Origin of the sequence: Alcanivorax sp. (assembly GCF_040118815.1) — a bacterium.
Lineage (GTDB): Bacteria > Pseudomonadota > Gammaproteobacteria > Pseudomonadales > Alcanivoracaceae > Alcanivorax.
Window position 1 is genome coordinate 1 of record NZ_JBEDTC010000014.1, and the last position, 25,881, is coordinate 25,881.

Here is a 25,881-nt window from a genome sequence, read left to right on the forward strand (position 1 = left end):
GAGAAATACTGGCGAGACCTATCTACGTCACAGGCTCAGGGCCTCAGGTCGGATACGGGTTGCCCGCCAGCAGTGGCGAAAGGGTAGCAAATCCTTCCGCCGGAGAGACACAAGGTCGGATTAGCCGCAGGCGTAATCCGACTTCCTAACTTTTACGTAAAGAAAACGCCGAATGTCGGGTTACGCCTGCGGCTAACCCGACCTACATTCGGCCTCCGATTGATGAACCTGACCCACACTTTACCCGGCCTATTCAGCCAATGAACTCAGCATCACCCGCAAAAAACCCTTCCGCAATGATCACCGCCGCCATGGAATCCACCCGACTATCGGCTTTCTGAATGCCCGTGCGTTCACGCGCTTCGCGGGTACTCAAACGTTCATCCACCAACCACACTTTTTTCCCAAAGCGGCCATGCAGGCGATTGGCAAATTTACGCGCGCGGGCGGTGGATTCGCTATCGCTGCCATCCATGTTCAGCGGCAACCCAACAACCAGCGCTTCCGGTTCCCACTCTTTCAACAGCGCAGCGATATCATCCCAGTTGGGCTGGGTGTTTTTGCAGGGAAGGGCGTTCAAAGGGGTGGCGGTGCCCAGCAGCGCATTGCCACTGGCCACGCCAATTTTTTGTGTGCCGTAGTCGAAGGCCAGAATCATGATAAAGCGTCACTCTCCACGCCAAATGCACCATGCTGGCACGCCGTGTTGCGTGAAACGGGCAGCATGCCAGCGTTAATCAGCTATGCCCCGCATGCGTGGCAATCAGGCTCATATCGACACCAATGCGCGCGGCGGCGGCATGCCAAGTTTGCTCAAAGGGGGTATCGAGCACCAGCTCACGGCTGGCGGGAGTACTGAGCCAGGCATTTTCAACGAGTTCCTGCTCCAGCTGCCCGGCGTCCCAGCCGGCATAGCCCAGACAGATCAGGGACTGCTCCGGGCCTTCACCAATGGCGATGGCTTCGAGAATGTCACGACTGGTGGTGAGAATCAGACCATCACTGAGGACGGTGCTGGCGTGCCAGCGGGTGGCGGCGCTGTGCAGCACAAAGCCGGCCTCCTGCTGGATCGGCCCACCGGCCACCACTCGGTGCCGCTCGGAGGGCGGCACTTCGATTTCAATATCCATGTCGCTGAGGATATCGCCCAGACTGATCTGCACCGGGCGGTTGAGGGTAAGGCCCATGGCCCCCTCGCTACTGTGCTCAACGATATAGGTAACGGAATGCTCAAAGTCCGGGTCGGCCATGTGCGGCATGGCCACCAGTAACTGGTGTTTCAGTGGTGTGTTTTCCATGGGCACAGTATCCGGTGCCGGCGAATTTCAAGCAAGCGCGGGGGCGAGTTGAAAGTTCAAAGTTTAAAGTTGAAAAGCACGAGTAACCTCTCAGCTATTCGAAGAACACCATGCCCCCGCTTCACCTGCTTTACAGAACAGCGTGGACCAGGCACTGCGACCTTGATGCCAACCTCTGTTTTAACTTTAAACTTTGAACTTTCAACTACTTCTACTTCGAAGACACCTTGCGGCTGCTGTCGAATTTCCAGGTGCGGATAATTTCCAACACATCCATGTTGCGGCGCATTTCTGCGGTGAAGCCATCGAACGGCGCCGCCAGGCGCACACTCTGAATGGCCGCCTGGTCAAGGAACTTATGGCCGGAGGACTTGAGCATCCGCACCTCTTTCAATGAGCCATCTTTCTGGATCGCCACCATCAGGCGCACGGCACCATAGGTGTTGCTGTTAAGGGCCCGGGCGGGGAAATTGCGAGTGCCCATGTCTTCCACCTTGCGACGGAAGCCATCAATATAAACCGCTTCGAAATGCGCCTTGGCGGACACCGAGGTCAGGCGGCGGACCCGCGGGCGCTTGGCGTAGGCTTGCTTCTGTTTGTCCAAGCGCGCCTGCAAACTGGCGATCTGCTGGCTCAAGTCCTGCAGGTTTTCCTGCTTAGCCACTTTCAGAGGCTTGGGCTCGGTCTTTTCTTTCTGGTCGGCGTTAATCTTGTGCTCGCTATCCCGAGCGGTGGTGATCACCAGCTGCTGGCTAACCCGCTCCCGGCGCTCACGGGTGGTTTTTTCCTTGAGCTGCACGTTTTCCAGTTTGTTGTCGGCAAAATCCGCCTGCTCGGTGGTGGTGAGCTCCTGCTTGTCGGCCTGATCACCGGAGCCTTCCTGGTTGCTCTGGGCAATAAAATCCGCTTCCTCCGGTTCGCTGTCGCTGCGGTGCTGGGCCAGGGTCACTTCCAGGGTATGCGGGGCAGCCCGCTGCAACTCCGGCGCAAAGCTCACGCCGAAAATCAGAATGCCATGGAACGCCACCGCCAGGAAAACGGTAAAAGTGAGACGATCAGAGGCGGTAACAGATGCAGAGTTTGATGCCATGTTATTGTTTTCACTACTACTTATCGGCGGACGTCAGTCCGCCATTGGATTCAGCCTTGGAGGACAACGCCCGCCACTCAGAATGCCGGCAAGTGTGCTCCTCCATGGCAGCCGGGTCTATGACGACGGCCGCAACTCCAGCAGGGTGTCAAACAGCTGCCCGGCGATATTGATATCAAAAATCGCATCCAGCTCACGAATGCAGGTGGGGCTGGTCACGTTGATTTCGGTGAGATAATCACCAATCACATCCAGCCCGACAAAATACAGCCCCTTGCGCTTCAGTGTCGGCCCCACCTGTTCACAGATCCAGCGATCCCGGTCGCTCAGTTCACGACCCTGCCCAGTGCCGCCGGCGGCCAGATTGCCCCGCAACTCACCTTCCTTGGGAATCCGTGCCAGCGCATAGGGCACCGGTTCGCCGTTGATCATCAGAATGCGCTTGTCCCCTTCGGTGATCTCCGGCACAAAGCGCTGGGCCATGATCGGCGTCTTGCCGTGTTGGGTGAGCACTTCGATCACCACCGAGATATTGGGGCTGTCCTTGCGCACCCGAAAGATGTTGCTGCCGCCCATGCCGTCCAGCGGCTTCATCACGGTGTCACCAAACTCCTGTACAAAGTTGCGCAGCAGTGTGGACTGGCTGGACACCAGAGTCGGCGCACAGCACTGCGGGAAGTCGGTAGCGAACAGTTTTTCATTGCTGTCGCGCACACTGCCCGGGCGATTCACCACCATTACTCCTTCTTGCTCCGCTTTCTCTAGCAAGTAGGTGGCATAGATATATTCCGCATTAAACGGCGGGTCCTGGCGCATCAGGATAATGTCCAGATCGGCCAGGTCGTGATTCACGGCGTCGGCCAGACGGTACCAATCGTCGTTATTGTCGGTGACAGACAGTGCCCGGGTAGTGGCAAAGGTGCGACCATCGCGCACATACAGATCCCCCGGCTCCATGTAGAGCAGAGACCAGCCGCGCCGCTGTGCCTCCAGCAGCATGGCAAAGGTGCTGTCTTTCCAGGGTTTGATTTTGGCGATGGGGTCCATCACCACACCAACACGCAGGCTCATGAAGTCTCCGTTCTACAGGGCGCGGGCAGCCTGACGGCTGCGCGCGGGGGATTTGGTACGGGCATTGCTTATACCAACACAATGGCCGGGGCAATGTTAGCAGCGCACAGACGGGTTCGCTATGTGCGGCGAAGCTTATTCAGCACCCCGTCTGAGGGACATTTTCTCAAGTTTCATAGGGTCTTATAGATTGATTGTAGAATCTGTGTTAAAAACTTCGCTTGGGCTGACACCGCCACAGGGCCGCCCAGCGAATTACTAGAAAGGCCAAAAATTACAATAAGTTGCGGCCAATTACGGTTCACGGTTAAAGGCAGTTTCCATGACTGACAATTTCCAAGACCTCAAGGTGATGGTAATCGACGATTCCAAGACGATTCGTCGTACCGCCGAAACCTTGTTGAAGAAAGCGGGTTGTGAAGTAATCACGGCCACCGATGGCTTCGATGCCTTGGCCAAAATCGCCGACAGCAAGCCCAATATCATTTTCGTCGATATCATGATGCCGCGTCTCGATGGCTATCAGACCTGCGCGCTTATCAAGAACAACAGCGCCTTCAAGGCAACCCCGGTGATCATGCTGTCGTCCAAGGATGGCCTGTTTGACAAGGCCAAGGGGCGAATTGTGGGTTCCGATGAGTACCTGACCAAGCCGTTCTCCAAGGACGAGCTACTCGGTGCGATTCGTCAGCATATCAACGGTTAAGCGGCATCGCCGCTGAACCTGAAGAGGGTAAGATGGCACGTATTCTGATTGTGGATGACTCGCCCACCGAGACATACAAGTTGCGCGAGATTCTGGAAAAGCATGGCCACGAAGTTATCGAGGCTGCCAATGGCGCCGATGGCGTCGCCACGGCCCGTTCCGAGCTTCCCGAGCTGGTTTTGATGGATGTGGTAATGCCTGGCCTGAATGGCTTCCAGGCCACCCGCCAGCTCACCAAAGGGGCGGATACCGCCCATATTCCGATCGTTATCGTTACCACCAAGGATCAGGAGACCGACCGTGTCTGGGGCAAACGCCAGGGCGCCCGGGACTACCTGACCAAGCCGGTGGACGAAGACGTGCTCCTGCAAACCGTCGACCGCATGCTGGCCGACGCCTGAAGGAGCCACCCATGAGCAGCAACGCCTCCGCCGCCTACATCAAACTGGCTGAATACAATCAGCGCTGCCGGGAGCAGGCCAAAGATCTGCCCATGCAGCAGGATGCGGTCAGCTACTGGAGTGGCGTAGGCTTTGTGCTCGACGGCAAGAAATACGTGGCACCGCTGGATGAGGTTTCCGAAATCCTCTCGGTGCCGGCTTACACCCGCATTCCCGGTGCACGCAGCTGGATGAAAGGGGTAGCCAACGTCCGGGGCCGCCTGATGACCGTCATGGATCTCAGCGGCTTTCTGGAAAAGAGTTCACCGGTTCAGGAAAAGCGCCGCCGGCTGCTGGTGCTGGACCAGGACGACCTCTACACCGGCATGGCCGTGGACGAGGTACTGGGGATGCAACATTTTCCCATTGATGAATTTGTGGAATCACTGCCGGTCAGCGACACCAGCGTCACGAACTTTGTGCGCGGGGCCTACCGACGGGAAGGGGAGTATTGGTCCGTGTTCAGCCTCACCAGGCTGGCAGAGGACCCGCGTTTTATGCAGGTAGCCCGTACCGGCTAACGGCATAGAACAACTCGGGGAATATAAGAAGAGTGAACGCCAGGCCAGGAGCCAGACTATGAAGTTCAATTCGGGAGCATTGTTGGAAAAACTGCGGGGGGGCGCAGGCGGTGGCAACACGCTGAATATTGCCCTTTATGTGGGTCTTGCCATCTTTATCGTACTGGCACTGGCCAACTTCCTGCTGTCCGCCACCACGGCAAACCGGGCGCAGGAGAACATCACCCGCGCCTCCGAGATGCGGGTAATTTCCCAGCAGATCGCCAAAAACGCCCTGGAAGCAGCGGCCGGCAACGCCGACGCCTTCGAACTGCTGGATAAATCCCAGAAGAGCTTCCAGTCCGCCTGGGACGCCGTAAAAGACGAACCCGTTAGTGACCCGCAGGCCATGGCTCGCCTACAAACCCTGTGGGATGAAGTGAACGCCAACGCCGGCGTGATCCTGAAAGGGGAAGACACGGTACTGGATCTGCACGAAGTGGCAGACACCCTGGCCCAGACCATTCCGTCCCTGCAGGCCGAATACGAAGGCGTCGTGGAAATTCTGGTGGCCACCGATGCGGAACCGGAACAAATCGCCTTTGCGCAGCGCCAATCCTGGCTGGCTGAGCGCATCGTGCGGTCCATTGCCAAGGTACTGGAAGGCGGCGACGGCGCCGTCATCGCGGCAGACTCCTTCGGCCGTGACGCCAGCTTGTTCGGTCGTGTCATGAACGGCATGATCGAAGGCGATGCCGCCATGGGTATTGACCAGGTGAATGACCCCGATGCCCTGGATTACCTGGCTGAAATTGCTGACCTGTTCGACGAATTCGTTAACCAGTCCGTGGATGAGATCCTGGAAACCGCCCCCGAGCTGTTCCAGGTACGTAACGCGGCCGACACCATTTTCCGTCGCTCCCAGGACCTGCTGCAGGAATCCACCAACCTGAACAACCAGTTCGAAGACACCACCAGTGGCATGTTCCCGTCCGTATGGCTGGGGGGCGTTTGCGCCGGCCTGGCGGTGCTGTTCTTCTTTATCATCATGGCCCAACGGAACCGTCAGGCGGCCAAGCTGAAAGACGAACTGGAAAGTGAGAACCAGCGTAACCAAGCCGCGATTCTGCGTCTGCTCGACGAACTGGGTGACCTGGCTGACGGTGACCTGACCGTACAGGCAACGGTAACCGAGGACTTCACCGGTGCCATCGCTGACTCCATCAACTACTCCATTGACCAGCTGCGCAGCCTGGTACAGACCATTAACAACTCGGCGGTACAGGTGGCATCAGCCGCCCAGGAAACCCAGTCCACGGCGATGCATCTGGCCGAAGCGTCCGAGCACCAGGCCCAGGAAATTGCCGGGGCATCTGCTGCTGTGAACGAAATGGCGGTCTCCATTGACCAAGTATCGGCCAACGCCGCCGAATCGGCCGCGGTAGCGGAACGAGCGGTAGCCATCGCCAACAAGGGCGCCGAAGTGGTACAGGCGACCATCCACGGCATGGACACCATCCGCGAACAGATTCAGGAAACCTCCAAACGGATCAAGCGTTTGGGTGAATCCTCCCAGGAAATTGGTGACATCGTATCGTTGATTAACGACATCGCCGACCAGACCAACATCCTCGCCTTGAACGCCGCCATTCAGGCGTCCATGGCCGGCGAAGCCGGTCGGGGCTTCGCGGTGGTTGCGGATGAGGTACAGCGCCTCGCGGAACGTTCGGCTGCGGCAACCAAGCAGATTGAAACCCTGGTTAAAACCATTCAGACCGATACCAACGAAGCCGTTATCTCCATGGAAGCCACCACTGCCGAGGTAGTGAAAGGGGCTCGCCTGGCGCAGGATGCGGGTGTGGCACTGGAAGAAATCGAGAACGTATCGAAAACCCTGGCGGACCTGATCCAGAACATCTCCAACGCGGCGCGCCAACAGGCGGCCTCCGCGGGTCACATTTCCAACACCATGAACGTGATCCAGGAAATCACCTCACAGACCTCTGCCGGTACCACCGCAACAGCACGGTCCATTGGTAACCTGGCCGAAATGGCCCAGGAAATGCGTAATTCCGTTGCCGGCTTCCGCCTGCCGGAGCACTCCTGATCCGGCCTGAGCCGGTCTCGGGAGACATGCCATGGGTGCTGCAGTGACAGATCGCTGGTCGATCAAAAGCACGCCCGCCATGGATGCGGAGCAGTTCCAGCTGTGGCAGGCGCTGCTGGAAGACCGCACCGGTATGACGCTATCCAACGAGCGCAAGACCTTCCTCGAAACCAGCTTGAACATTCGCATGCGCGAGCTGGGCATCGAGGACTACGACACCTATTACGAACACCTGATGGTGGGTTCTACCCAGTCACGGGCCATGGAATGGTCCGTGCTGGTGGACCGTCTGACTGTCCAGGAAACCAGCTTCTTCCGGCATCCCGGTTCCTTCGCGCTGGTCGAAGAGTTCACGCAGCGCTTCATGGCCGAACAGCCAGCCAGCGCCAGCCTGGAGGTGTGGAGCGTGGGGTGCTCCACCGGCGAGGAAGCTTACTCCCTTGCCATGATGATCAACGAACAGTTTTCTGCCAGCGAGCAAAAACGGTTCTACGGCATCACCGCCACGGATATCAGCCTGCCTACCCTGGCCAAGGCCCGCAAAGGCGAATATGCCGCGCGGCGGATATTGCAGGTGGACCCGCTATTGCGGGACAAGTATTTCCAGCCCACCGGAAACGGGCAAACCGTGACGATTACCGGCCAACTGCGCGAACGCATCTGTTTTGCGCGGCTCAACGTGCTGGATTTGAGCACCGCACCAATGAACAACATGGACCTGATTTTTTGTCAGAACATGCTGATTTATTTTCGCCGCTGGCGAAAACGCCAGATCGTGAACCGGCTGGCGGAACGGCTCGCACCAGGTGGCATTCTGGTACTCGGGCCCGGGGAAGTGACCGATTGGCAACATCCGGATCTGGAACGCATTCATTTTGCTGATACGTTGGCATTCCGGCGCTGTAGATAAGACATAAAACAACAAGCTGCACGCAACACGCAGCGCACGAAAAAGAAAAACGCTTGGGGCGGCACCCATACAGGAATGACCTGCATGAGGCGTGCTGCATGTTACGTGCTGCGTATTACAGAAACCTGCCCGCAGTGACGGCAGGTTTGAGTATGACAGGAGACGTCATGAGTGACCGTCACGACTATCTGGCTCTGGACTGGGTTCGCGGGGAAATCCAGGAAACCCTGAACCAGGCGCAACAGGCACTGGAATCGTTCGTGGACAACCCGGACGACGCCACTCGCATGCGTTTCTGCCAGACCCACCTGCACCAGGTGTACGGCACCTTGCAGATGGTGGAGTTCTACGGTGCGGCGCTGCTCGCCGAGGAAATGGAAAAACTGGCTCAGGCACTGCTCGACGGCAACGTAGGCAATGTGACCGACAGCCAGGAAACCCTGATGCGGGCGATCCTGCAACTACCTCCTTACCTGGACCGGGTCGCCAGCAATCGCCGCGATCTGCCGGTGGTGCTGCTGCCGTTGCTCAATGACCTGCGCGCCGCCCGCGGCGAATCCCTGCTGTCGGAAACCTCCCTGTTCAAACCGGACCTCACCGACGCCACCGGCCAGGGCCAGATTCCCGACGACCTGCTCAACGATCCACGCTTTATCCTGCTGGCGAAAAAAGTTCGCCAGATGTTCCAGATTGCCCTGCTCGGTGTTCTGCGTAACGACAACATGAGCGAGAACCTGGGCTACATGGCCAAGGTCTTCACCAAACTGGAACAGGTCACCGGCGATGCACCGCGTGCACCGCTATGGTCGATCAGCAATGCGCTGGTAGAAGGTCTCTCCGAAGACGCCATCATTCTTGGTAGCTCGGTAAAACTGATGCTCGGCCACGTGGACCGCAATCTGCGTGAGCTGACCGTTGACGGCGCCGCCAGCCTGAACCGGCCTGCGTCCACCGAACTGATCAAGAACCTGCTGTACTACGTGGCCAAGGCCGATGTGGACAGCCCCCGCATCCGTGATGTGAAAGCCCGCTTCCGACTGGAAGAGGCGTTGCCGTCCGATGACCTGGTCAACGAAGAACGCCAACGGATGACCGGCCCGGACGCCCAGGCCATGAACTCCGTAGTACAAGCCCTTTCCGAAGAGCTCACCACCGTCAAGGACGCCCTGGAAAGCTTTGTCCACAGTGGCGACACCGACACCAGTAAGCTGCAGCCTCTCACGCTCACCCTGAAACAGGTGGCCGACACTGTCGCCGTACTCGGCCTGGGCCAGCCTCGCACGCTGGTGGAAGAGCAACTGCACGCCATGGAAGACATCGTCGCCGGCAAGGCACCCGCCGAACGCGAAAGCCTGATGGATATCGCCGGGGCCCTGCTCTACGTGGAAGCCACCTTGGCCGGCATCAGTGGCGACCGCCGCAGTGCCAGCTACAACGGCCAGGGCGATGACATGCCCAGCCATGTGGGCCAGGCCATGGACGCCGTGCTGCGCGAATGCCGGGCCGGGCTGGAAGAAGCCAAAGACGGCATCGTGGAATTCATTGCGTCACAGTGGAATACCGATCCGCTACAAGTGGTGCCCGAACGCCTGAATGCCGTCCGCGGTGGTCTGGACGTGATCCAGCTGAGCAAACCGGCACTGATACTGCGCCAGTGCGTGCAGTTCATCGAAGAAAAGCTGCTGCAAGCGGACCAGCCCAAGCCGGACTGGCGCAGCATGGACACCCTCGCTGACGCTATCACTTCAGTGGAATACTACCTGGAGCGTCTCAGCGACGACCCGGCCACCACCGACGATATTCTGCAGCTGGCTCGCGCCAGTGTGGAAGCGCTCGGCTATCCGCTGGAAGACGAACAGGACTTTGCCGATAACGATATCGACGTAGAACGCATTGAACTGGAACAACCGGAACTGGACGCTGACACCGGCCCCACTGACACCCGCGCATCCCAGGAACACGATGTGGATGCCTGGTCCGGGTTTTCAGCCAGTACCGAACAGCACGACAGTGAAACCGATGCTGACCAGGACGCCACCCTGGAGCTACAGCCGCTGGACAGCAGCGACTACAGTCCGGATTTCGATAGCAGCGACGATGACGAACTGCTCGACCCAACCCTGGAAATCACCGCCCCGGCCGAGCCCGAGACGCCAAGCCCGGTTGCCGCTGACGACGACAGCGATGAGCTGATCGATGACGAAATCATCGAGATTTTCCAGGAAGAAGTGGGCGAAGTGCTGGAAGCCCTAGATCAATATTTCCCGCGCTGGGCTGCCAACACCAGCGACGAAGAGTCCCTGGTGGAATTCCGCCGCGCCTTCCACACCCTGAAAGGGTCCGGCCGCATGGTCGGCGCCAGCACCGTGGGCGAACTGGGCTGGTCGGTGGAAAACATGCTGAACCGCGTCATCGACCGCACCATCGAGCCCACCGCGATACTGATTGCCCTGGTCCAGGAAGTGCGCAACCGGGTCCCCGCCCTGGTCGATGCCTTTACCCTGCGCCAACCCGACCCCTTTGATGTGCAGCCGCTGGCCGATGCCGCCGACACCTTGGCCGCCGGCGGCCAGATCGATCAGGTACCCGCCGTGGGCAGCCGCGACGCCGACAGCGATGAGTCTGACAGTCTCACAGAAATCACCCTCGACGCGCCCAGCGAAGACGACTTGACTGACAACAGCCTGTCCGCTGAGGATCTGGCCGCGTTTGACGCCGCCGCCAGCGAAGATTCCCTCACCCCCTGGGACACTGACGACAGCAGCGATGACATCCACTTGCTCCCAGTGGACAACGAACTCAACGACCTTGACGACAGCCTTACCCTGGATCTGCCGGAACAGGAACCGGACTACGACGCGGACACAGCCCCTGCCGCCAGCACCAGCGACGCGGCAGCTGAGAGCCTGTCCGACATTCCGGACATGAGCGGCGATGCCCCCGGCGACGCTGACAGCAGCGAAGACGGGCCGGACACCGTCCTGCTGGAAATTTTTTCCAGCGAAGCCCGCCGCAATCTGGCGCTGATCGCCCAATGGCTGGCCAGCAACGACACCGATCTGTCCGAGCACCCGGTGGATGACAGCGTGCATCGCGCCCTGCATACCCTGAAGGGCAGCGCCCGCATGGCAGAAATCGAAGCGGTGGCCGAAGTGGCCGAGCCGGCCGAAAAGCTGACCCGGGATCTGATCAGTAGCAACCGCCGCGCCAACCAGCAACAGGTCGACCTGTTGGCCCAAAGCCACGACTTGATCCTGGTCAGCCTGGACCAAATGGACCCGACCCCGCCGGCCCATTTGCCCGGCGCCGACGCTCTGATTCAATCGCTCAACCAGCAACGCGACCAGCTGCAGGGCAGCGACAGCCCCGGCCCGGACCCGCACATTCTTTCCGTGTTCCTGTCCGAAGGCATGGACCTGATCGTCGATGCAGAGCAACTGCTCAGCCAGTGGGCGCAGCACCCCGAACACACTGATGAGCTGGTACGCCTGCGCGACGAACTGGAGCTGCTGGCTAGCAGCGCCACCACCGCCGGCCTCAACGAAATCCACGACCTGGCGGCGGCCTTGGCCGCCTGCTACAGCGCCGTAGAAAGCAGCCGCTTACCCTACAGCGAGCGCCTGTTTGCCCTGGCCGGAGAAGGCCAAGACGCGCTGATGAACATGATGGACTGCCTGGCTGCCGGCCAGACCGTGCGCCCGGAGCTGGGCCTGGTGGATGCCCTGCGTGAACTGGCCGAAAGTGACGGACCCGATGGTGGTCCGGACGGCGGCCAGCCTGTCGAGGGCGAGTACGCCAACAGCAACGATGACAGCAGCACCGTCTCCGTTAGTGGCATCCCCGCCGCCACCCCGGACAGCAACCGTTACGAAGCGCATCTGGATCCGGAGCTGGTGGAACTGTTCCTGGAAGAAGCCGAGGAAATTCTCGAATCCTCCAGCCACATTCTCGACCAGTGGGAAGCCGGCGATAGCAGTAATGTGAGCAGCCTGCAGCGTGACCTGCACACACTCAAGGGCGGCGCCCGCATGGCCGGCGTTGCCCCGGTAGGCGACCTGGCCCACGAACTGGAAAACCTGTACGAAGGCTATAACGCCGGTCAGCTGGAATCCGATGCGGCCCTGTTCCGCCTGCTGCACCAGTGCCATGACAGCCTGGCGGTGATGATCGAAAACCTGCAAGCCAACATCGCCCCGACGGATGCTCCTGCTCTGGTGGCCGCCATCCAAGCCTTTATCCGTGGCGAAGCCCCACCAAGCCTGAACGACAACAGCAGCCAATCGTTCGAGAGTGCCGACGGCAATGAACCCGCCAATGACTTGGCCATGCTCGCCCTCAATGCCACTGACGCCCCCGCGCCCGTTGCGGTTGAGGACGCGCCCGCGCCCACTGATGCGCCACCTCAACCGGAACGTGACCCGGAGCTGGTGGAAATTTTCCTGGAAGAAGCCGAGGAAATTCTTGAATCCGCCGGCAACAGCCTGGAATTGTGGATCAGCCAACAAGACAACCTGATTGAGCTGCAATCTCTGCAGCGCGACCTGCACACCCTCAAGGGTGGCGCGCGCATGGCCGAAGTGCCGGAGCTGGGCGACCTGGGCCACGAGCTGGAAACCCTCTACGAAGGGCTGGCCCAAAGCCAACTGGCCATCGAACCCACCTTGTTTGATCTGCTCCATCGCTGCCACGACCAGCTGGCGGAGATGGTGGAAGCGCTGAAAGCCAGCCGCCCGCTGCCCAGTGGCAAAGTGCTGATCGCCGCGATCCATAGCTATGCCACCGACCCGGCGAGCTTTACCCTGCCCGCCATGGCGGGCACGCCAGCTGCTCAACCGGCCCCTGCGCCGTCGGCATCGTCACTCACCAGCGAAAACCCCATACCGGCACACAGCGCCGCCGATGATGTATGGGAGTCAGACAGCGACCCGGAAATCCTGGAAATTTTCCTGGAAGAATCCGAAGAGCTGTCGGACATTATCGATGCCTGCCTGACCTCCTGGAAAGATCACCCGGAAAGCACCGACTTCATCGATGACCTGAAGCGGGCACTGCATACCCTGAAAGGGGGCGCACGCCTGGCCGGCCTCAAACAACTGGGCGACATCAGCCACGATTTCGAAACCTATTTGCTGGAACTGGAAAGCCGCCGCCAAACGCCGGCCCAAAACGACTTCCAGCCCATGCTGGACTGGCACGACCAGATCAACCGGGGTATGGAATCTGTCGCGAAGGCCGCGCAAGCCAGCGCCCCGGAACCTGAGGCCGCGGACGCCACTACGCAGGCCAACACTCTGCCTGCAGCCGCCGCCAAACCGGCACCGCAGCAACCGCAAAAAGATGACCGCCGCCAGCGCCAAAACCAGGCGCAGCCGCAGGAAATGGTCCGAGTCGGCGCGGATGTGCTTGAGGCTCTGGTAAACCTGGCCGGGGAAACCTCCATCAACCGTGGCCGGGTAGAGCAGGGCATCACCGAGTTTGCCTTCAACGTGGAAGAAATGGGCAACACGGTACAGCGTCTTTACGAACAGCTGCGCCGGCTGGACTCGGAAACCGAAGCGCAGATCATGTCCAACTACCAGAAGGGCGTGGATCTCGGTGAATACGACGAAGACTTCGATCCGCTGGAAATGGATCAATATTCCGAACTACACCAGGTTACCAAGCAGCTGTCCGAGTCCGCCTCTGACTTGCTGGATTTGAAGAACACCCTGCTGGACCGCAACAAGGACACCGAAACCCTGCTGCTGCAACAGGCGCGCATTAACACCGAGCTGCAGGAAAAACTGATGCGCACCCGCATGGTGCCCTTCAGCCGGCTGGTACCGCGCCTGCGCCGCATTGTTCGGCAGATTTCCGGCGAAGTGGACAAACGCGTGGACTTCGATGTGCTCAACCCGGAAGGCGAGCTGGACCGCTCCCTGATGGAACGCGTTGTCGCACCGCTGGAACACATGCTGCGCAATGCCGTGGATCACGGCATCGAAACCGGTACCGGCCGGGAGGCCGCCGGCAAGGACAGCACCGGTCACATCAACCTGGAACTGTCCCGCGAGGGCGGCGAGGTGGTCATCACCCTGTCCGATGACGGCAAGGGCATCGATACCGATGCGGTGCGCAAGAAAGCCATCGAGCGGGGCCTGGTGGCGCCGGATGCCCAGCTCTCCGAGCAGGAAATCCAGCAGTTCATCTTCCACGCCGGCTTCTCCACCGCTGCCGCGGTGACGCAAATTTCCGGCCGCGGTGTCGGCATGGACGTGGTCGCCAGCGAGATCAAGCAGATGGGCGGCTCGGTGACTATCGATTCCCGCCAAGGGCAGGGCACGCGTTTCATCATTCGCCTGCCATTCACTCTGGCCATGAACCGCGCACTGATGGTAAAAGCCGCCGAAGATTCCTACGCCATTCCGCTCAACCAGATCGAAGGTATCGTGCGGATCAGCCCGTTCGAGCTGCAGCACTACTTCGAGGAAGAAAACCCTGTCTACACCTACGTGGGGCAGGATTACGAATTGCAGTACCTGGGCAACTTTGTCCACGGCAACCGGGTACCGCACTTGGAGAACCAGACCACGCCCATGCCAGTGCTGCTGATTCGCAGCACCGAACACACCGTGGCCATCGTGGTGGACGACCTGGTCGGCTCCCGGGAAGTCGTAGTGAAAGCCGTCGGTCCGCAGCTGGCCACGGTAGCCGGCATCAGCGGCGCCACCATCCTCGGGGATGGCTCCGTGGTAATCATTCTGGATATCCATTCCCTGATCCGCGCCGCCCACGTGCAGACCACCGCCCTAGCGGCCGGGGAGGTAGTACCGACGCTGCCTCAGGAGCCGGAAGAAGATGCCCAGCCCCAGCGTGACACGCCGCTGGTCATGGTTACCGATGACTCGGTCACCGTGCGCAAGGTCACCACTCGCCTGCTGGAGCGTAATGGCTACGAAGTGGTCACCGCCAAAGACGGCATCGACGCCATCGCCAAGCTGGAAGACATTCGCCCGGATGTGATGTTGCTGGATATCGAAATGCCTCGCATGGACGGTTTCGAAGTGGCCACCCACGTGCGCCACGACAGTCGCCTGCAGGATGTGCCGATCATCATGATCACCTCCCGCACCGGCGAGAAACATCGCGAGCGGGCCTTCGATATTGGCGTGAACTGCTACATGGGCAAGCCGTTCCAGGAAAACGAACTGCTGTCCACCATTCGCGAACTGCTGGGTGAACTGCAGGAAACGGATAACGGATGACCGCGCCTGGCCGCGTCGGCGTCATCGCCGACAGCACATTGCAGGGCCACCTGCTCTCCAGTGCGGTGAAGGGTCAGGGCTACCAGGTACTGGTCAGCACCGAGCCGGATGCCTTGGAAGGCCGCTGGCTGGCCGCTGACGCGCTGGACCTGTGGGTCGTGGATCTATCCAGTGAAGATCGCTGGCAGCACTTCCTGGACGACCTGCTGGAACGCGCTGAGGTGCCGATTCTGTTCTGTGACGGTCAGGCCCCCGCGCGTACCGACGTTCGCTACCCCAAATGGGAGCGACGCCTGGTCACCAAGCTGGTGAGCTTTATCGGCAAGCCTGCAGCGGAAGAACGGCTGGACGTCATTCCTTCTCCACCGCCCCGGGCCCGCATTCCCCAGCCGCGGGAATTCCAGGCCATTCGCCCCGGCGATCGCCCTCGCCAGGTGTGGGTACTGGGCGCCAGCCTGGGCGGGCCGGCGGCGGTAAAACTGTTTCTCGACTGCCTTCCTGCCAATTTGCCGGTGGCGTTCGTGTTGGCCCAACACATTGATGCCAGCTTTCTGGAGACCCTGTGCGGCGTGCTGGGCCGGGATAACCCGATACAGTGCAAGATTGGTGTCGATGGCGAAGCCTTGCGTCACGGCGAGCTGGCCATTGTGCCGGTAGAGTACGCTGTGCGCTTCCGCCATGACGGCCGCATCCAGTCCACCGGCGATACCTGGGAAGGCCCCTATGCGCCCTCCATCGATCAAGTGATCCAGCATGTGGGCGACGGCTTTGGCAACGCCTGCGGCGCCATCCTGTTCTCCGGCATGGGCAACGACGGCGCCATTGCCGCCCCGCGCCTGGCGGCTACCGGTTGCCCGGTGTGGGCACAAAGCGCCGAGACCTGTGCGGTCAGCAGCCAGCCGGATTCCGTACGCGAAACCGGCTGTGTCAGCTTTAGCGGCTCCCCCGAACAGCTTGCGCTGCAGCTGGTGGAGCGGGTAAGAAGAGAATTAAAAAAAGCCTGACGCCTGGCGAGGCGCACTCCATTGTCGTCGGGTTTATTTATTGAGGTGAGTTATGAGCAGTTTACCATCCGACATTTCCAGCCTGCTGATCCCCATGCAGGGGCGGCCCTGGCTGGTACCCAATATTGTGGTGGCCGAGGTGATCCCGCTGCGCCAACCGGATCGCCCTGGCCATGGCCCGGAATGGCTGCTTGGCTGGCTCAGCTGGCGGGACCAACAGATCCCGCTGTTGTCATTCGAAAAGCTCAACGAATCCGGCCAGGTCACCATCGGCCAGGATGCCCGTATTGCGGTGCTTAACACCGTGGCCAGCAAGGCGCCTTTTTATGCGGTGATCGTGCAGGGGATTCCCCGCCTGATAAAAGTGGGCAAGGACGATCCGGTGGAAGAACCCGTGGATACCGGGCCTGCGGAAGCCATGTACATTCAGGTTGGCGGCGACCTGGCGGTGATTCCGGATCTGGACGCCATTGAGGGTGCCGTGGCGGGGCTGCAGAAGCCGGCATGATCGACCGTGAGCGACTGGCCGCGCTGGCCGCTGAGGAACCCGCCAGCCAGCGCCGTGGGCATGCTTTCCGTAACCGGTTTGACACCCCACACCACGGGCTCGGCGCCTTTCTGCGCTGGCAGTGGGAGTCGCGCGGGCGCTTTCCCGGCCATCAGTCCTTTCCCCTGCACACCCCGGACCCGGAACAGCTGCGTCAGCCAGGTAACCGCCCACAGATCACCTGGATCGGCCATGCTACCTATCTGTTCCAGCACCGTGGCTGGAATCTGCTCACCGACCCGGTGTTTTCCGACCGTTGTTCCCCGTTCACCTTCGCCGGCCCGAAACGGGCCGTACCGCCGGCACTGACCATTGACCAGCTGCCCGACATCAATGCGGTACTGGTATCACACAACCACTATGACCATCTGGACAAGGCGTCGGTAAAGCAATTACAGGCCCGCTTCGGCCGCGATATCCTCTGGTTCGTTCCCCGAGGTATCAAAGCCTGGCTGCAGAAACTGGGAGTAGAGCGAATCATCGAACTGGGCTGGTGGCAAAGCGATTACCACGGTCAGGTCGAAGCTTTCTGTTTGCCCGCCCAGCACTTCAGTGGACGCGGCCCCAACGATCACAACCAGACCCTGTGGTGCAGCTGGCGCCTGAATTTCCCGGATTTCAGCCTCTATTTTGCCGGCGATACCGGATACGCACCATTGTTTAACGAAATTGGACAAGTATTCGGGCCGGTAGATCTGGCATTATTACCCATCGGGGCCTACGAGCCGCGCTGGTTTATGTCGCCGGTGCACATCAACCCGGCGGAAGCGGTGAAAATCCATCAGGATATTCAGGCGCGCCAGTCTCTGGCCATGCACTGGGGCACCTTCGTGCTCACTGACGAGCCCATGGATGCACCGCCGAAAGCGCTGGCCCAGGCCCTGACAGACCAACACATCGAACATGCACATTTTCGGGTTCCGCAACATGGCGAAACCCTGACCATTGAACTGACACATGAATAAACAATACCCAGGCCGCCGCCTATGGATGGTGGTCCGCCTGCTTGCCTGGCTTCCCTTGCCACTGATCACCGGTTTCGGCGCCGCCGTAGCCACCCTGGTTTCCCTGGTGCCGCTACGCTATGCGGGTGCCTACCGGGTAGTGCTGATCAACCTGCTGGCCACCCACCCGCAGCTGTCCTACGCCGAAGCCAAAAAAATCGGCCGACAAAGCCTGCGCGAACTGGGCCGCACGCTCACCGAATTCAGCCATGTGTGGCACCGGCCCGTGGAAGAAACCCTGTCGCGGGTCAGCCATATCCACGGTGAGCAGGCCTTTCTCGAGGCCTGCGCCAGCGAACGGCCAGTATTGATGCTGTCATTGCACCAGGGTAGCTGGGAAATCAGCAACCTGTATGTGGGCGACAAGGGCAGCCGGGACAAAACGCTGATCATGTACCAGCCCCACCCCGCCACGCTGATGGATGCCATGGTCAAAGCGGCCCGCGAACGCACCGGCTCCGTGCTTATTCCGACCAATAGCCAGGGCGTCAAACAGGCACTGGCCGCCATGAAAGCCGGCGGCACCTTGGGCATTCTTTCCGACCACAATCCGGGCAACCGCAGTAATCCCTCTGTGCCCTTTTTTGGCTATGACGTGCCCACCCCGGCGTTGATCGACAAACTGGTCCAGCGTTACCGCCCCCATGTGTTTATCGTGTCCTGTATTCGCGGCGAAGGCGGCGTGAAAGATATTCACCTGCACTTCGAAGAGTCCCCGGCTATGGAGCAGGCCAACGATACCACCGAGGTGCTCACCGCCATGAACAGCAGCTTACAGTGTTATATTGATCGCAATCTGGCTCAGTATCAGTGGACTTACAAACGCTTCAAATGGGGGCCCCAAGGTCGACGCAATTGGTACCGGCAATCCAACCGCCTGCTCGCCGAGATTCGCAACGGCACCGACCGCAAAGCGCTGGGCCTGCACCCCGACGCGGAACACTGAGCCTACTGCCAGCCTGCTGGCAAGCCGTGTTAGAATGGCCCCAGTGTTGCATGCGTTTGCGCAACGTATTCATTTACCTGTGACCCAAGGTCCTGGCCGCAGTTACCGGATTATCCGTTCTGGTCTCCTTGCTTGCCGCAGCCTCGTCTGCGTCCTGGTCGCTTCTCACAGGAAACGACAATGTCTTTCTTCTCTCGCACCTTCCAGGCCGTGGATGTGCCGGCCTTTATCCTTAGCGGCGGCCTGATCCTGCTGTTTGTCGGCCTGTCCCTCTGGGATATCGAACAAACAGCGGCCTGGGTACAAACCAGCTTTCAGTGGTCCACCCAGCTGTTCGGCGCCTATTGGCAGCTACTGATGCTAGCCACCTTTTTTGTTTCCCTGTATCTGGCCATCGGCCGCACTGGCAGCGTTCGCTTGGGGGGGATGGATAAACCGGAACTGTCCACGTTCAAGTGGGTGTCGATCATCATGTGCACCCTGCTAGCCGGTGGCGGCGTATTCTGGGCAGCAGCGGAACCCATTGCTCATTTCATCTCGGCCCCCCCACTGTTTGGTGAAGCAGGCAGTGCCATGGAGCAGGGCACCAATGCCCTGGCGCAAAGCTTCATGCACTGGGGCTTTCTGGCCTGGGCCATCCTCGGCTGCCTGACCAGCATTACCCTGATGGTGCTGCACTATGAAAAAGGATTGCCGCTAAAGCCCCGAACACTCCTCTATCCGGTATTCGGTGAGCGCATCCTGCACGGCCCTGGCGGAGCCATAGTCGACGCCTGCTGTGTACTGGCCGTAGTCGCCGGCACGGTGGGGCCCATTGGCTTTCTCGGCCTGCAGGTCAGCTTTGGTCTGAATGCACTGTTTGGTGTGGCCGACAGCTACACCACCCAACTCGCCGTCATTCTGGGGCTGGTGCTAATCTACACCCTGAGCGCGATCAGCGGCGTAAACCGGGGTATCCAGTTACTCAGCCGTTTCAATGTGATGCTCGCCGTTGTGCTGATGCTCTTTATCCTGATTGCCGGCCCTACTGCCTTTATCGTTGACGGTTTTGTTCAAGGCTTCGGCACCTATCTGGGCGAATTTTTCCCCATGGCCACCTTCCGCGGCGATGCTGGCTGGCTGGACTGGTGGACGGTGTTTTTCTGGGGCTGGTTTATTGGCTACGGCCCGTTGATGGCGCTGTTCGTGGCGCGCATTTCCCGCGGGCGAACCCTGCGCGAACTGGTCGGTGTGGTTGCCCTAGTGGCCCCGCTGGTAACCTGTTTCTGGTTCACCATTGTCGGCGGCACCGGCATCTCTCTGGAAATTGCCCAACCGGGCATTATTTCCAAGCCTTTTGAAGGCTTTAATTTGCCCGCTGCCTTGCTAGCCACCACCCAGGCCCTGCCTTGGGGCACCTTGCTGTCCGCCCTGTTCCTGGTACTCACTACCATCTTCGTGGCCACCACCGGCGACTCCATGACCTATAGCGTGTCCGTGGTGATGACCGGCACCGAAGAGCCGCCGTCGGCCATACGGGTATTCTGGGGCATCATGATGGGCGCCAGCGCCGCTATTCTGATCAGCATCGGAGATGGCGGCATTGGCGCATTGCAGAAATTTATTGTGGTCACGGCGGTGCCCGTCTCACTGATTCTGCTGCCCAGCCTGTGGACTGGCCCGGCACTCGCCGGCGAACTGTTGCGCAAGCAACAAGCCTAATTGCCTGCGGCTCAGGGCGGCGGCACAATGCTGCCCCGGGCCCGCATCCGGCTCCCTATTTTCTGCCCCTGGAGTGGCTTGCATGACTATCGAAAACGGCAAGGTTGTCACCTTGCAATACAGCCTGTTCAACGCCGATGACGGCAGTGAGATTGAAAGCTCGCAGGAAACCGGCGAGCCCATGGCTTACCTGCACGGCTACAACAACATCATCAAGGGACTGGAAACCGCACTGGAAGGCAAAAACACCGGCGATGAAGTGGATGTCACCATTAGCCCGGAAGACGCCTACGGCGAATACAACAACGAGCTGTTCCAGCGTATCTCCCGCAAATACCTAAAACACGCGGGCAAACTGGAACCTGGCAAGGTGGTCACCGTTTCCACCGATGAAGGCCCGCGTATGCTCACCATTTTGAAAGTGGGCCTGAAAACCGTGGACGTGGATGCCAACCACCCGCTGGCCGGCAAGTCCCTGCGTTTCGTGGTTCAAATCACCGACATCCGCGACGCCAGCGACGACGAGAAAGCCCACAAACACGCCCACGGAGAGGGCGGGCATCAGCACTAAAAGCCGCTTCACGCATCGTGCGGCACGCAACAACGCGGGGAAGGCCGGATAAACTCACAGGCCTTCCCCGCGACCTCACCGCAGGTGCTTTAACCCTTGGTTCGAGTTGCGAAAGGCAAAACCGGGCTCACTATTTTCGCTTTTCGAAACTCGTGACTCGTGACTCGTCACTTTTCCCCGAAACGCGGCCCACCACATCGCCCAAGCCAATACCCCTCCCCGCGTTGTAGCTTGAGGCTTGCAACTGCGCATTTTCAGCCATTTCCTACCGACGTTCCTGTCACCAACGTGCTATCTTTGGGCATTAGAATAACGCCAAGGAACACAGGAATGGATATGCCGGAATACAGTTACTGGATTATCGCCGGGCTCGCTTTGATGATCGCCGAATTCGCCGTCTCCGGTCTGGTAGTGATCTTTTTCGGTATCGCGGCTCTGCTGGTGGGTAGCCTGAAATTCCTCGGCCTGCTGGATGACACGACGTGGGAGCTGACCCTCTTCGCCATTATCAGCGTGCTGCTACTGGTGTTTGTGCGCCGCGTGCTCAACAACAAACTGATGGGCAAAGAAAACCAACGCAACGGTGAAGACGACAGCGCCGGCCTGATTGGCCACCGCGCCATCGTAGCCGAAGCCTTCAGCAACGGTACCGGCTCAGTGACTTACCGGGGCGCACGCTGGCAGGCTCAATCCAGCCAGCCGTTAAACCCTGGCGACATGGTACGTATCACTCAACACGACGGTCTTTGGCTCACAGTTGAGCCGTGGACCGTCCCTTCCAACGAAACCGTTTAATTGTCATAAAAAGGAATAGATTTCATGGCTGGTTTGATTATCTCCGGGTTGCTCGCACTGGGCGTTGTTGTACTGCTGTTTATGGTCATCCGCACCGTGCCCCAGCGGCAGGTGTTTGTAGTGGAACGTTTGGGTAAATATCAAACATCACTAGAGGCGGGCCTGCACTTTCTTATGCCCTTTATCGATCGTGTCGCCTACAAGCACTCCCTGAAAGAAATCGTTCGTGACGTGCCGCGTCAGAGCTGTATCACCAAAGACAACATCGAAGTCTCCATCGACGGTGTCATGTACCTGCAGGTGATCGACCCGAAAGCCGCAAGCTACGGCGTAGACGATTACGTGATGGCCGCCCAGCAGCTGGCACAAACCACCCTGCGTTCGGTGATCGGTAAAATCGATCTGGACAAGACCTTTGAAGAACGTGGCGACATCAACATGGAAGTGGTTCGCGCCGTGGACGAAGCGGCACAGCCCTGGGGCGTGAAAGTGCTGCGTTACGAAGTGGCCGACATCAACCTGCCCGTATCCATCAAGGATGCCATGGAGAAACAGGTCCGCGCCGAGCGGGAACGTCGCGCCGTGGTAGCCGAGTCCGAAGGGGAGCGCCAAGCCGCCATCAACCGTTCAGAGGGTGACCGCCAGGCGGCGATCAACCGCTCCGAAGGTGAGAAGCAGGAGATGATCAACATCTCTGAAGGTGAAAAAATGAAGCAGATCAACGAAGCGGAAGGGCGTGCGCAGCAAATTGAGCTGATCGCCACCGCCACCGGTGAAGGTCTGCGTCAGGTTGCCTCTGCCGTGAAAGAAGACGGTGGCCAGGAAGCCGTCAGCCTGCGTATCGCAGAACAGTACGTAACCGCCTTCGAAAAAGTCGCCAAGGAATCCACCACCATGCTGCTACCTCAAGGACTCAGCGATATTGGCGGCACCGTTGCCGGCTTGCAAAAAGTCCTCAAGACCGTGGAAAAAACCCCGGCCTGATCTACCCCCCAGGCCCTTGCCTTGCCTGCTTGCGAAGCGCTAGATAGCGCCTTTCGCTTGCAGGCAACCTCGCCCTCTAGTCACACCCAGCCTACGGGGTTGTTTTCCCGGCTAGCTATCCCGATATCCTGATATCCCCCTTGCTAATATCAGGAGCCCTCATGTCCCGTCATTTTGAGAAAGCCGACGGCCTGTTTGAACACCCGGATGAAGTCACCCACGAATACCTGTTCAACCAGACCATGCTGCGCATCAAGGATCCGAAGCCCAGCCTGGATTTTTATACCCGAGTATTGGGCATGCGACTGATTCGCAAACTGGACTTTCCGGAAATGCAGTTCAGCCTCTACTTTCTCGGGTACCTGAGTGAAGAAGACGCCGGGGATGTACCTGCAGATTCTGCCAAGCGACTCACCTATACCTTTGGCCGAGAAGCCATGCTGGAGCTAACCCACAACTGGGGCAGCGAAGAGAAAGCCGATTTTTCCTATCACGATGGCAATGCAGAACCCCAAGGCTTTGGCCACATCGGCATCACCGTTCCCGACGTGTACGCTGCAGCAGAACGCTTCGAAAAACTGGGTGTGGAATTCATCAAACGGCCTAATGACGGAAAAATGAAAGGCCTCGCCTTTATCAAAGACCCGGACGGCTACTGGATTGAAATTCTTCAGGCCGATATGATGGAAAAGCAGCAGTCCTGATTTTATTGTTTCAACTTAATGACAGGCGCTGCCTGTTTTTGCTTTTCCTCCTCAATCTCCCTTATGGTCTGAGCTTGGCATGACGCCAAACTCACCATATGGGGAAAACTTAATGACCACCTTGCTTACAGCCGCACAGAAAAAAGCTTGCTTGGCCCGAGAGCAAACACCGGCACCGGATGGCCCGCGCGCAAAAGCCCTTTTAGCCCTCAACAGCGGGGCAACCCAACAACAAGCCGCGGCCGATTCCGGGCTCAGCATTGGTCAGGTACGCTATTGTCTTCGCCGTTTTCGCTCCGTAGCGCTAGGCATCTTTGACTCCGCTGCCACCACCGCAGCGGGCCCCGTTAAGGCTGATGAAAAGGCCAATACGCCGGCTACTGACACGAAGAAAAAAGTAAAAAAAATCAAACCACTGAAACCCGTAAAAGCCAAGAAAGATAAGTCTGATAAAAATTCAGACAAAAAGAACAGCAAGAAAGGTAAAAAGAGCGATAAGAAAGAAAAAAAGAAAACTTCAGATAAAAAAGGGGACAGTAAAAAAACCTCGAAAAACAGCAAGAAGAAGAAAAAGAAATAGCCCGAAAACCCCGGTCATTGGTCATGCTACACTTAGCACATTATTACGGCTAAATATCGGGGTTTTACTTGCTCACACGCCTTCCCCCCTGGGTTGAAGTTGGAGCCTTTCTACTCGCGTTTCTGGCGGGCAGCGTCAATGCGGTGGGGCTACTGGGCTTCAGTCACCAATCGGTATCTCATCTAACCGGCACATCGTCCCTACTGGGCCTGGCGTTAGCCGATCTTGCCATCAGCGATGCCATACACCTGCTGTTAACCCTGTTCAGCTTTTTGGCCGGTGCCGCTCTCAGCGGCCTGTTGATTACCAGCACTGCCCTGAAGCTGGGCCGACATTACGGCTTTCCCTGCTGATTGAAGCCGCATTACTGGTCACAGCAATGCTACTCCTGCAGCGGGGAAATGATGTGGGAATCTACCTGGCATCCCTAGCCTGTGGCCTACAGAACGCCATGGTCACTACATATAGTGGCTCTATTATTCGCACCACTCACCTCTCCGGGATATTCACTGATCTGGGCATCATGCTCGGCAACCGGCTACGCGGCATCCCCCTCGATGGGCGTCGATTATTACTTTTCATTCTTCTCATCAGTGGGTTTATCTGTGGTGGCGTGACCGGCACCTTACTGTTTCGGCTGCTTCACTTTGCCGCGTTGATCGCTCCTGCCTCTCTCGCCGCCTTGTTGGCGATGATTTATTGGACCTACAGTCGCGGGCATCGGTAACCCAATACATTGCGGCCACTTACAGCAACTTACAGCAGGCTTTTCAACGCTCATTACCGCGGCGAATCACTAACGCGATGCCACCCAGAATGGCCAGCGACGCCAACAATAAACGTATCGTGAAACGTTCCTCTAACCCGACCACCCCAGCTAACGCCGCCAGCACCGGCACACTCAATTGCACCGTAGCCGCCGTGGAGCTAGCCAATCCTCGCAACGCCAGATACCAGACGGCATAGCCCGCGCCAGAGGCCAGCGCACCAGACAACATCCCATAGGCAATGCCGACACCCTGGGGCCATTCTTCTGGCCAGGCAAAGATTGCCAGCGGCAGCAACCACATCAGTGAACGTAGAAAATTGCCCGCGGTCACCGCGGTAGCATCAGCGGCACCTTTGCCTCGCAGGGAATACACACCCCAGGCAACCCCTGCCACTAGCATCAAGGCCGCCGCCGCCAGCGGCGGTGCCGTGGCGCCGGGTAACATCAGCGCCACCAGACCACTCAACGCCATTACCAAGCCCAACCACTGCGCCACCGCCAGCCGTTCACCCCGGTACAGGCCAATACCAATCATGGTGGCCTGCACCGCACCAAAGAGCAGCAAGGCGCCGGTCCCCGTGGCTAACTCCACATAGGCCAGAGAAAACCCGGCAGCATAAACAAACAAGACCAGCGCCGAACCATGATTACCCTGGGCGGCGATCGCGCGTACACCACGGTCCCGCCATGCCAGAATCAACGCCAAGGCGAGCGCACCAGACACCAACCGTACGGCCGTAAAACTGGCCGCATCAATAGCGCCTTCGCGCAGGGCAAGGCGGCATAAAACCGAATTGGCCGCAAAGGCCAGTATGGCTAACACCGTCAGCCATACGCTACGCTGTGATGCCATCAAAATACTGTACCCAACGGGTTCGCTGCATTACGCGCTCCCTTTTTAGCGAATGTC

At 59.0% G+C, this 25,881-nt stretch carries 21 protein-coding genes and 1 pseudogene; 17 read left to right on the forward strand and 5 right to left on the reverse strand.

Going from position 1 to position 25,881, the window contains the following annotated elements:
• Window positions 1-253: 253 nt before the first annotated feature.
• The 4 genes from ruvX to gshB form a co-directional block, all read right to left on the reverse strand.
• Window positions 254-658 carry a Holliday junction resolvase RuvX gene (gene ruvX, locus ABNH18_RS09060; protein ID WP_349382501.1) on the reverse strand — a complete coding sequence of 135 codons (405 nt, stop codon included), beginning with the start codon at window positions 656-658 and terminating at the stop codon, window positions 254-256.
• 79 nt (window positions 659-737) lie between these two features.
• On the reverse strand, window positions 738-1,298 hold the full coding sequence (locus tag ABNH18_RS09065) for a YqgE/AlgH family protein (RefSeq protein WP_349382502.1): 561 nt from the start codon (window positions 1,296-1,298) through the stop codon (window positions 738-740).
• A gap of 211 nt (window positions 1,299-1,509) precedes the next feature.
• Window positions 1,510-2,388, reverse strand: coding sequence for a TonB family protein (locus tag ABNH18_RS09070; protein ID WP_349382503.1), 879 nt, complete (start codon window positions 2,386-2,388; stop codon window positions 1,510-1,512).
• A gap of 117 nt (window positions 2,389-2,505) precedes the next feature.
• Entirely contained in the window at window positions 2,506-3,459 is a 954-nt protein-coding gene (gene gshB, locus ABNH18_RS09075) for a glutathione synthase (RefSeq protein ID WP_349382504.1), read from the reverse strand.
• Window positions 3,460-3,781: 322 nt separating this feature from the next.
• Between gshB and pilG the strand changes: the two genes are divergently transcribed.
• The 17 genes and pseudogenes from pilG to ABNH18_RS16915 all read left to right on the forward strand — a co-directional run bounded on the left by pilG (window position 3,782) and on the right by ABNH18_RS16915 (window position 24,929).
• A complete protein-coding gene (pilG, locus tag ABNH18_RS09080) occupies window positions 3,782-4,165 on the forward strand; it encodes a twitching motility response regulator PilG (RefSeq protein ID WP_007148837.1) in 384 nt (127 codons plus the stop codon).
• Between the two features lie 32 nt (window positions 4,166-4,197).
• Complete coding sequence (pilH, locus tag ABNH18_RS09085; RefSeq protein WP_007151610.1) at window positions 4,198-4,566, forward strand: twitching motility response regulator PilH; 369 nt, start codon at window positions 4,198-4,200, stop codon at window positions 4,564-4,566.
• Window positions 4,567-4,577: 11 nt separating this feature from the next.
• A complete protein-coding gene (locus tag ABNH18_RS09090; RefSeq protein ID WP_007150053.1) occupies window positions 4,578-5,126 on the forward strand; it encodes a chemotaxis protein CheW in 549 nt (182 codons plus the stop codon).
• A 58-nt stretch (window positions 5,127-5,184) separates the two neighbouring features.
• Window positions 5,185-7,212 (forward strand): methyl-accepting chemotaxis protein, encoded by a 2,028-nt coding sequence (locus ABNH18_RS09095; RefSeq protein ID WP_349382505.1) that lies wholly within the window; start codon window positions 5,185-5,187, stop codon window positions 7,210-7,212.
• Window positions 7,213-7,243: 31 nt separating this feature from the next.
• Window positions 7,244-8,122 carry a CheR family methyltransferase gene (locus ABNH18_RS09100; RefSeq protein WP_349382506.1) on the forward strand — a complete coding sequence of 293 codons (879 nt, stop codon included), beginning with the start codon at window positions 7,244-7,246 and terminating at the stop codon, window positions 8,120-8,122.
• A 167-nt stretch (window positions 8,123-8,289) separates the two neighbouring features.
• Window positions 8,290-15,366, forward strand: a complete 7,077-nt coding sequence (locus ABNH18_RS09105) for an Hpt domain-containing protein (RefSeq protein ID WP_349382507.1) — start codon at window positions 8,290-8,292, stop codon at window positions 15,364-15,366.
• Entirely contained in the window at window positions 15,363-16,370 is a 1,008-nt protein-coding gene (locus ABNH18_RS09110) for a chemotaxis protein CheB (protein WP_349382508.1), read from the forward strand. Before ABNH18_RS09105 ends, ABNH18_RS09110 begins: the two co-directional genes overlap by 4 nt.
• A gap of 52 nt (window positions 16,371-16,422) precedes the next feature.
• Window positions 16,423-16,878, forward strand: a complete 456-nt coding sequence (locus ABNH18_RS09115) for a chemotaxis protein CheW (RefSeq protein ID WP_349382509.1) — start codon at window positions 16,423-16,425, stop codon at window positions 16,876-16,878.
• Entirely contained in the window at window positions 16,875-17,882 is a 1,008-nt protein-coding gene (locus tag ABNH18_RS09120) for an MBL fold metallo-hydrolase (protein ID WP_349382510.1), read from the forward strand. Before ABNH18_RS09115 ends, ABNH18_RS09120 begins: the two co-directional genes overlap by 4 nt.
• Window positions 17,875-18,867 carry a lysophospholipid acyltransferase family protein gene (locus ABNH18_RS09125; protein ID WP_349382511.1) on the forward strand — a complete coding sequence of 331 codons (993 nt, stop codon included), beginning with the start codon at window positions 17,875-17,877 and terminating at the stop codon, window positions 18,865-18,867. The genes ABNH18_RS09120 and ABNH18_RS09125 overlap by 8 nt, the downstream gene beginning before the upstream one ends.
• Window positions 18,868-19,047: 180 nt before the next feature.
• Window positions 19,048-20,568 (forward strand): BCCT family transporter, encoded by a 1,521-nt coding sequence (locus ABNH18_RS09130; RefSeq protein WP_349382512.1) that lies wholly within the window; start codon window positions 19,048-19,050, stop codon window positions 20,566-20,568.
• 82 nt (window positions 20,569-20,650) lie between these two features.
• A complete protein-coding gene (locus ABNH18_RS09135; protein WP_349382513.1) occupies window positions 20,651-21,139 on the forward strand; it encodes an FKBP-type peptidyl-prolyl cis-trans isomerase in 489 nt (162 codons plus the stop codon).
• Window positions 21,140-21,469: 330 nt separating this feature from the next.
• A complete protein-coding gene (locus ABNH18_RS09140; RefSeq protein ID WP_349382514.1) occupies window positions 21,470-21,934 on the forward strand; it encodes an NfeD family protein in 465 nt (154 codons plus the stop codon).
• A gap of 24 nt (window positions 21,935-21,958) precedes the next feature.
• Window positions 21,959-22,918 (forward strand): SPFH domain-containing protein, encoded by a 960-nt coding sequence (locus tag ABNH18_RS09145; protein WP_349382515.1) that lies wholly within the window; start codon window positions 21,959-21,961, stop codon window positions 22,916-22,918.
• A 161-nt stretch (window positions 22,919-23,079) separates the two neighbouring features.
• On the forward strand, window positions 23,080-23,622 hold the full coding sequence (gene gloA / locus ABNH18_RS09150; RefSeq protein ID WP_349382516.1) for a lactoylglutathione lyase: 543 nt from the start codon (window positions 23,080-23,082) through the stop codon (window positions 23,620-23,622).
• A gap of 112 nt (window positions 23,623-23,734) precedes the next feature.
• On the forward strand, window positions 23,735-24,202 hold the full coding sequence (locus ABNH18_RS09155) for a helix-turn-helix domain-containing protein (RefSeq protein WP_349382517.1): 468 nt from the start codon (window positions 23,735-23,737) through the stop codon (window positions 24,200-24,202).
• A gap of 143 nt (window positions 24,203-24,345) precedes the next feature.
• Window positions 24,346-24,929 (forward strand): annotated as a pseudogene (locus ABNH18_RS16915) (YoaK family protein).
• Window positions 24,930-24,972: 43 nt separating this feature from the next.
• Here the strand turns inward: ABNH18_RS16915 and ABNH18_RS09170 are convergent.
• Window positions 24,973-25,824 (reverse strand): DMT family transporter, encoded by an 852-nt coding sequence (locus tag ABNH18_RS09170; protein WP_349382520.1) that lies wholly within the window; start codon window positions 25,822-25,824, stop codon window positions 24,973-24,975.
• Window positions 25,825-25,881 lie beyond the last annotated feature (57 nt).

What these genes read in the sequence shown, in the direction of transcription:
- ruvX (WP_349382501.1), bottom strand. Translation starts at nt 658, where the DNA reads ATGATTCTGGCCTTCGACTACGGCACACAAAAAATTGGCGTGGCCAGT.
- ABNH18_RS09065 (WP_349382502.1), bottom strand. Translation starts at nt 1,298, where the DNA reads ATGGAAAACACACCACTGAAACACCAGTTACTGGTGGCCATGCCGCAC.
- ABNH18_RS09070 (WP_349382503.1), bottom strand. Translation starts at nt 2,388, where the DNA reads ATGGCATCAAACTCTGCATCTGTTACCGCCTCTGATCGTCTCACTTTT.
- gshB (WP_349382504.1), bottom strand. Translation starts at nt 3,459, where the DNA reads ATGAGCCTGCGTGTTGGTGTGGTGATGGACCCCATCGCCAAAATCAAA.
- pilG (WP_007148837.1), top strand. Translation starts at nt 3,782, where the DNA reads ATGACTGACAATTTCCAAGACCTCAAGGTGATGGTAATCGACGATTCC.
- pilH (WP_007151610.1), top strand. Translation starts at nt 4,198, where the DNA reads ATGGCACGTATTCTGATTGTGGATGACTCGCCCACCGAGACATACAAG.
- ABNH18_RS09090 (WP_007150053.1), top strand. Translation starts at nt 4,578, where the DNA reads ATGAGCAGCAACGCCTCCGCCGCCTACATCAAACTGGCTGAATACAAT.
- ABNH18_RS09095 (WP_349382505.1), top strand. Translation starts at nt 5,185, where the DNA reads ATGAAGTTCAATTCGGGAGCATTGTTGGAAAAACTGCGGGGGGGCGCA.
- ABNH18_RS09100 (WP_349382506.1), top strand. Translation starts at nt 7,244, where the DNA reads ATGGGTGCTGCAGTGACAGATCGCTGGTCGATCAAAAGCACGCCCGCC.
- ABNH18_RS09105 (WP_349382507.1), top strand. Translation starts at nt 8,290, where the DNA reads ATGAGTGACCGTCACGACTATCTGGCTCTGGACTGGGTTCGCGGGGAA.
- ABNH18_RS09110 (WP_349382508.1), top strand. Translation starts at nt 15,363, where the DNA reads ATGACCGCGCCTGGCCGCGTCGGCGTCATCGCCGACAGCACATTGCAG.
- ABNH18_RS09115 (WP_349382509.1), top strand. Translation starts at nt 16,423, where the DNA reads ATGAGCAGTTTACCATCCGACATTTCCAGCCTGCTGATCCCCATGCAG.
- ABNH18_RS09120 (WP_349382510.1), top strand. Translation starts at nt 16,875, where the DNA reads ATGATCGACCGTGAGCGACTGGCCGCGCTGGCCGCTGAGGAACCCGCC.
- ABNH18_RS09125 (WP_349382511.1), top strand. Translation starts at nt 17,875, where the DNA reads ATGAATAAACAATACCCAGGCCGCCGCCTATGGATGGTGGTCCGCCTG.
- ABNH18_RS09130 (WP_349382512.1), top strand. Translation starts at nt 19,048, where the DNA reads ATGTCTTTCTTCTCTCGCACCTTCCAGGCCGTGGATGTGCCGGCCTTT.
- ABNH18_RS09135 (WP_349382513.1), top strand. Translation starts at nt 20,651, where the DNA reads ATGACTATCGAAAACGGCAAGGTTGTCACCTTGCAATACAGCCTGTTC.
- ABNH18_RS09140 (WP_349382514.1), top strand. Translation starts at nt 21,470, where the DNA reads ATGGATATGCCGGAATACAGTTACTGGATTATCGCCGGGCTCGCTTTG.
- ABNH18_RS09145 (WP_349382515.1), top strand. Translation starts at nt 21,959, where the DNA reads ATGGCTGGTTTGATTATCTCCGGGTTGCTCGCACTGGGCGTTGTTGTA.
- gloA (WP_349382516.1), top strand. Translation starts at nt 23,080, where the DNA reads ATGTCCCGTCATTTTGAGAAAGCCGACGGCCTGTTTGAACACCCGGAT.
- ABNH18_RS09155 (WP_349382517.1), top strand. Translation starts at nt 23,735, where the DNA reads ATGACCACCTTGCTTACAGCCGCACAGAAAAAAGCTTGCTTGGCCCGA.
- ABNH18_RS09170 (WP_349382520.1), bottom strand. Translation starts at nt 25,824, where the DNA reads ATGGCATCACAGCGTAGCGTATGGCTGACGGTGTTAGCCATACTGGCC.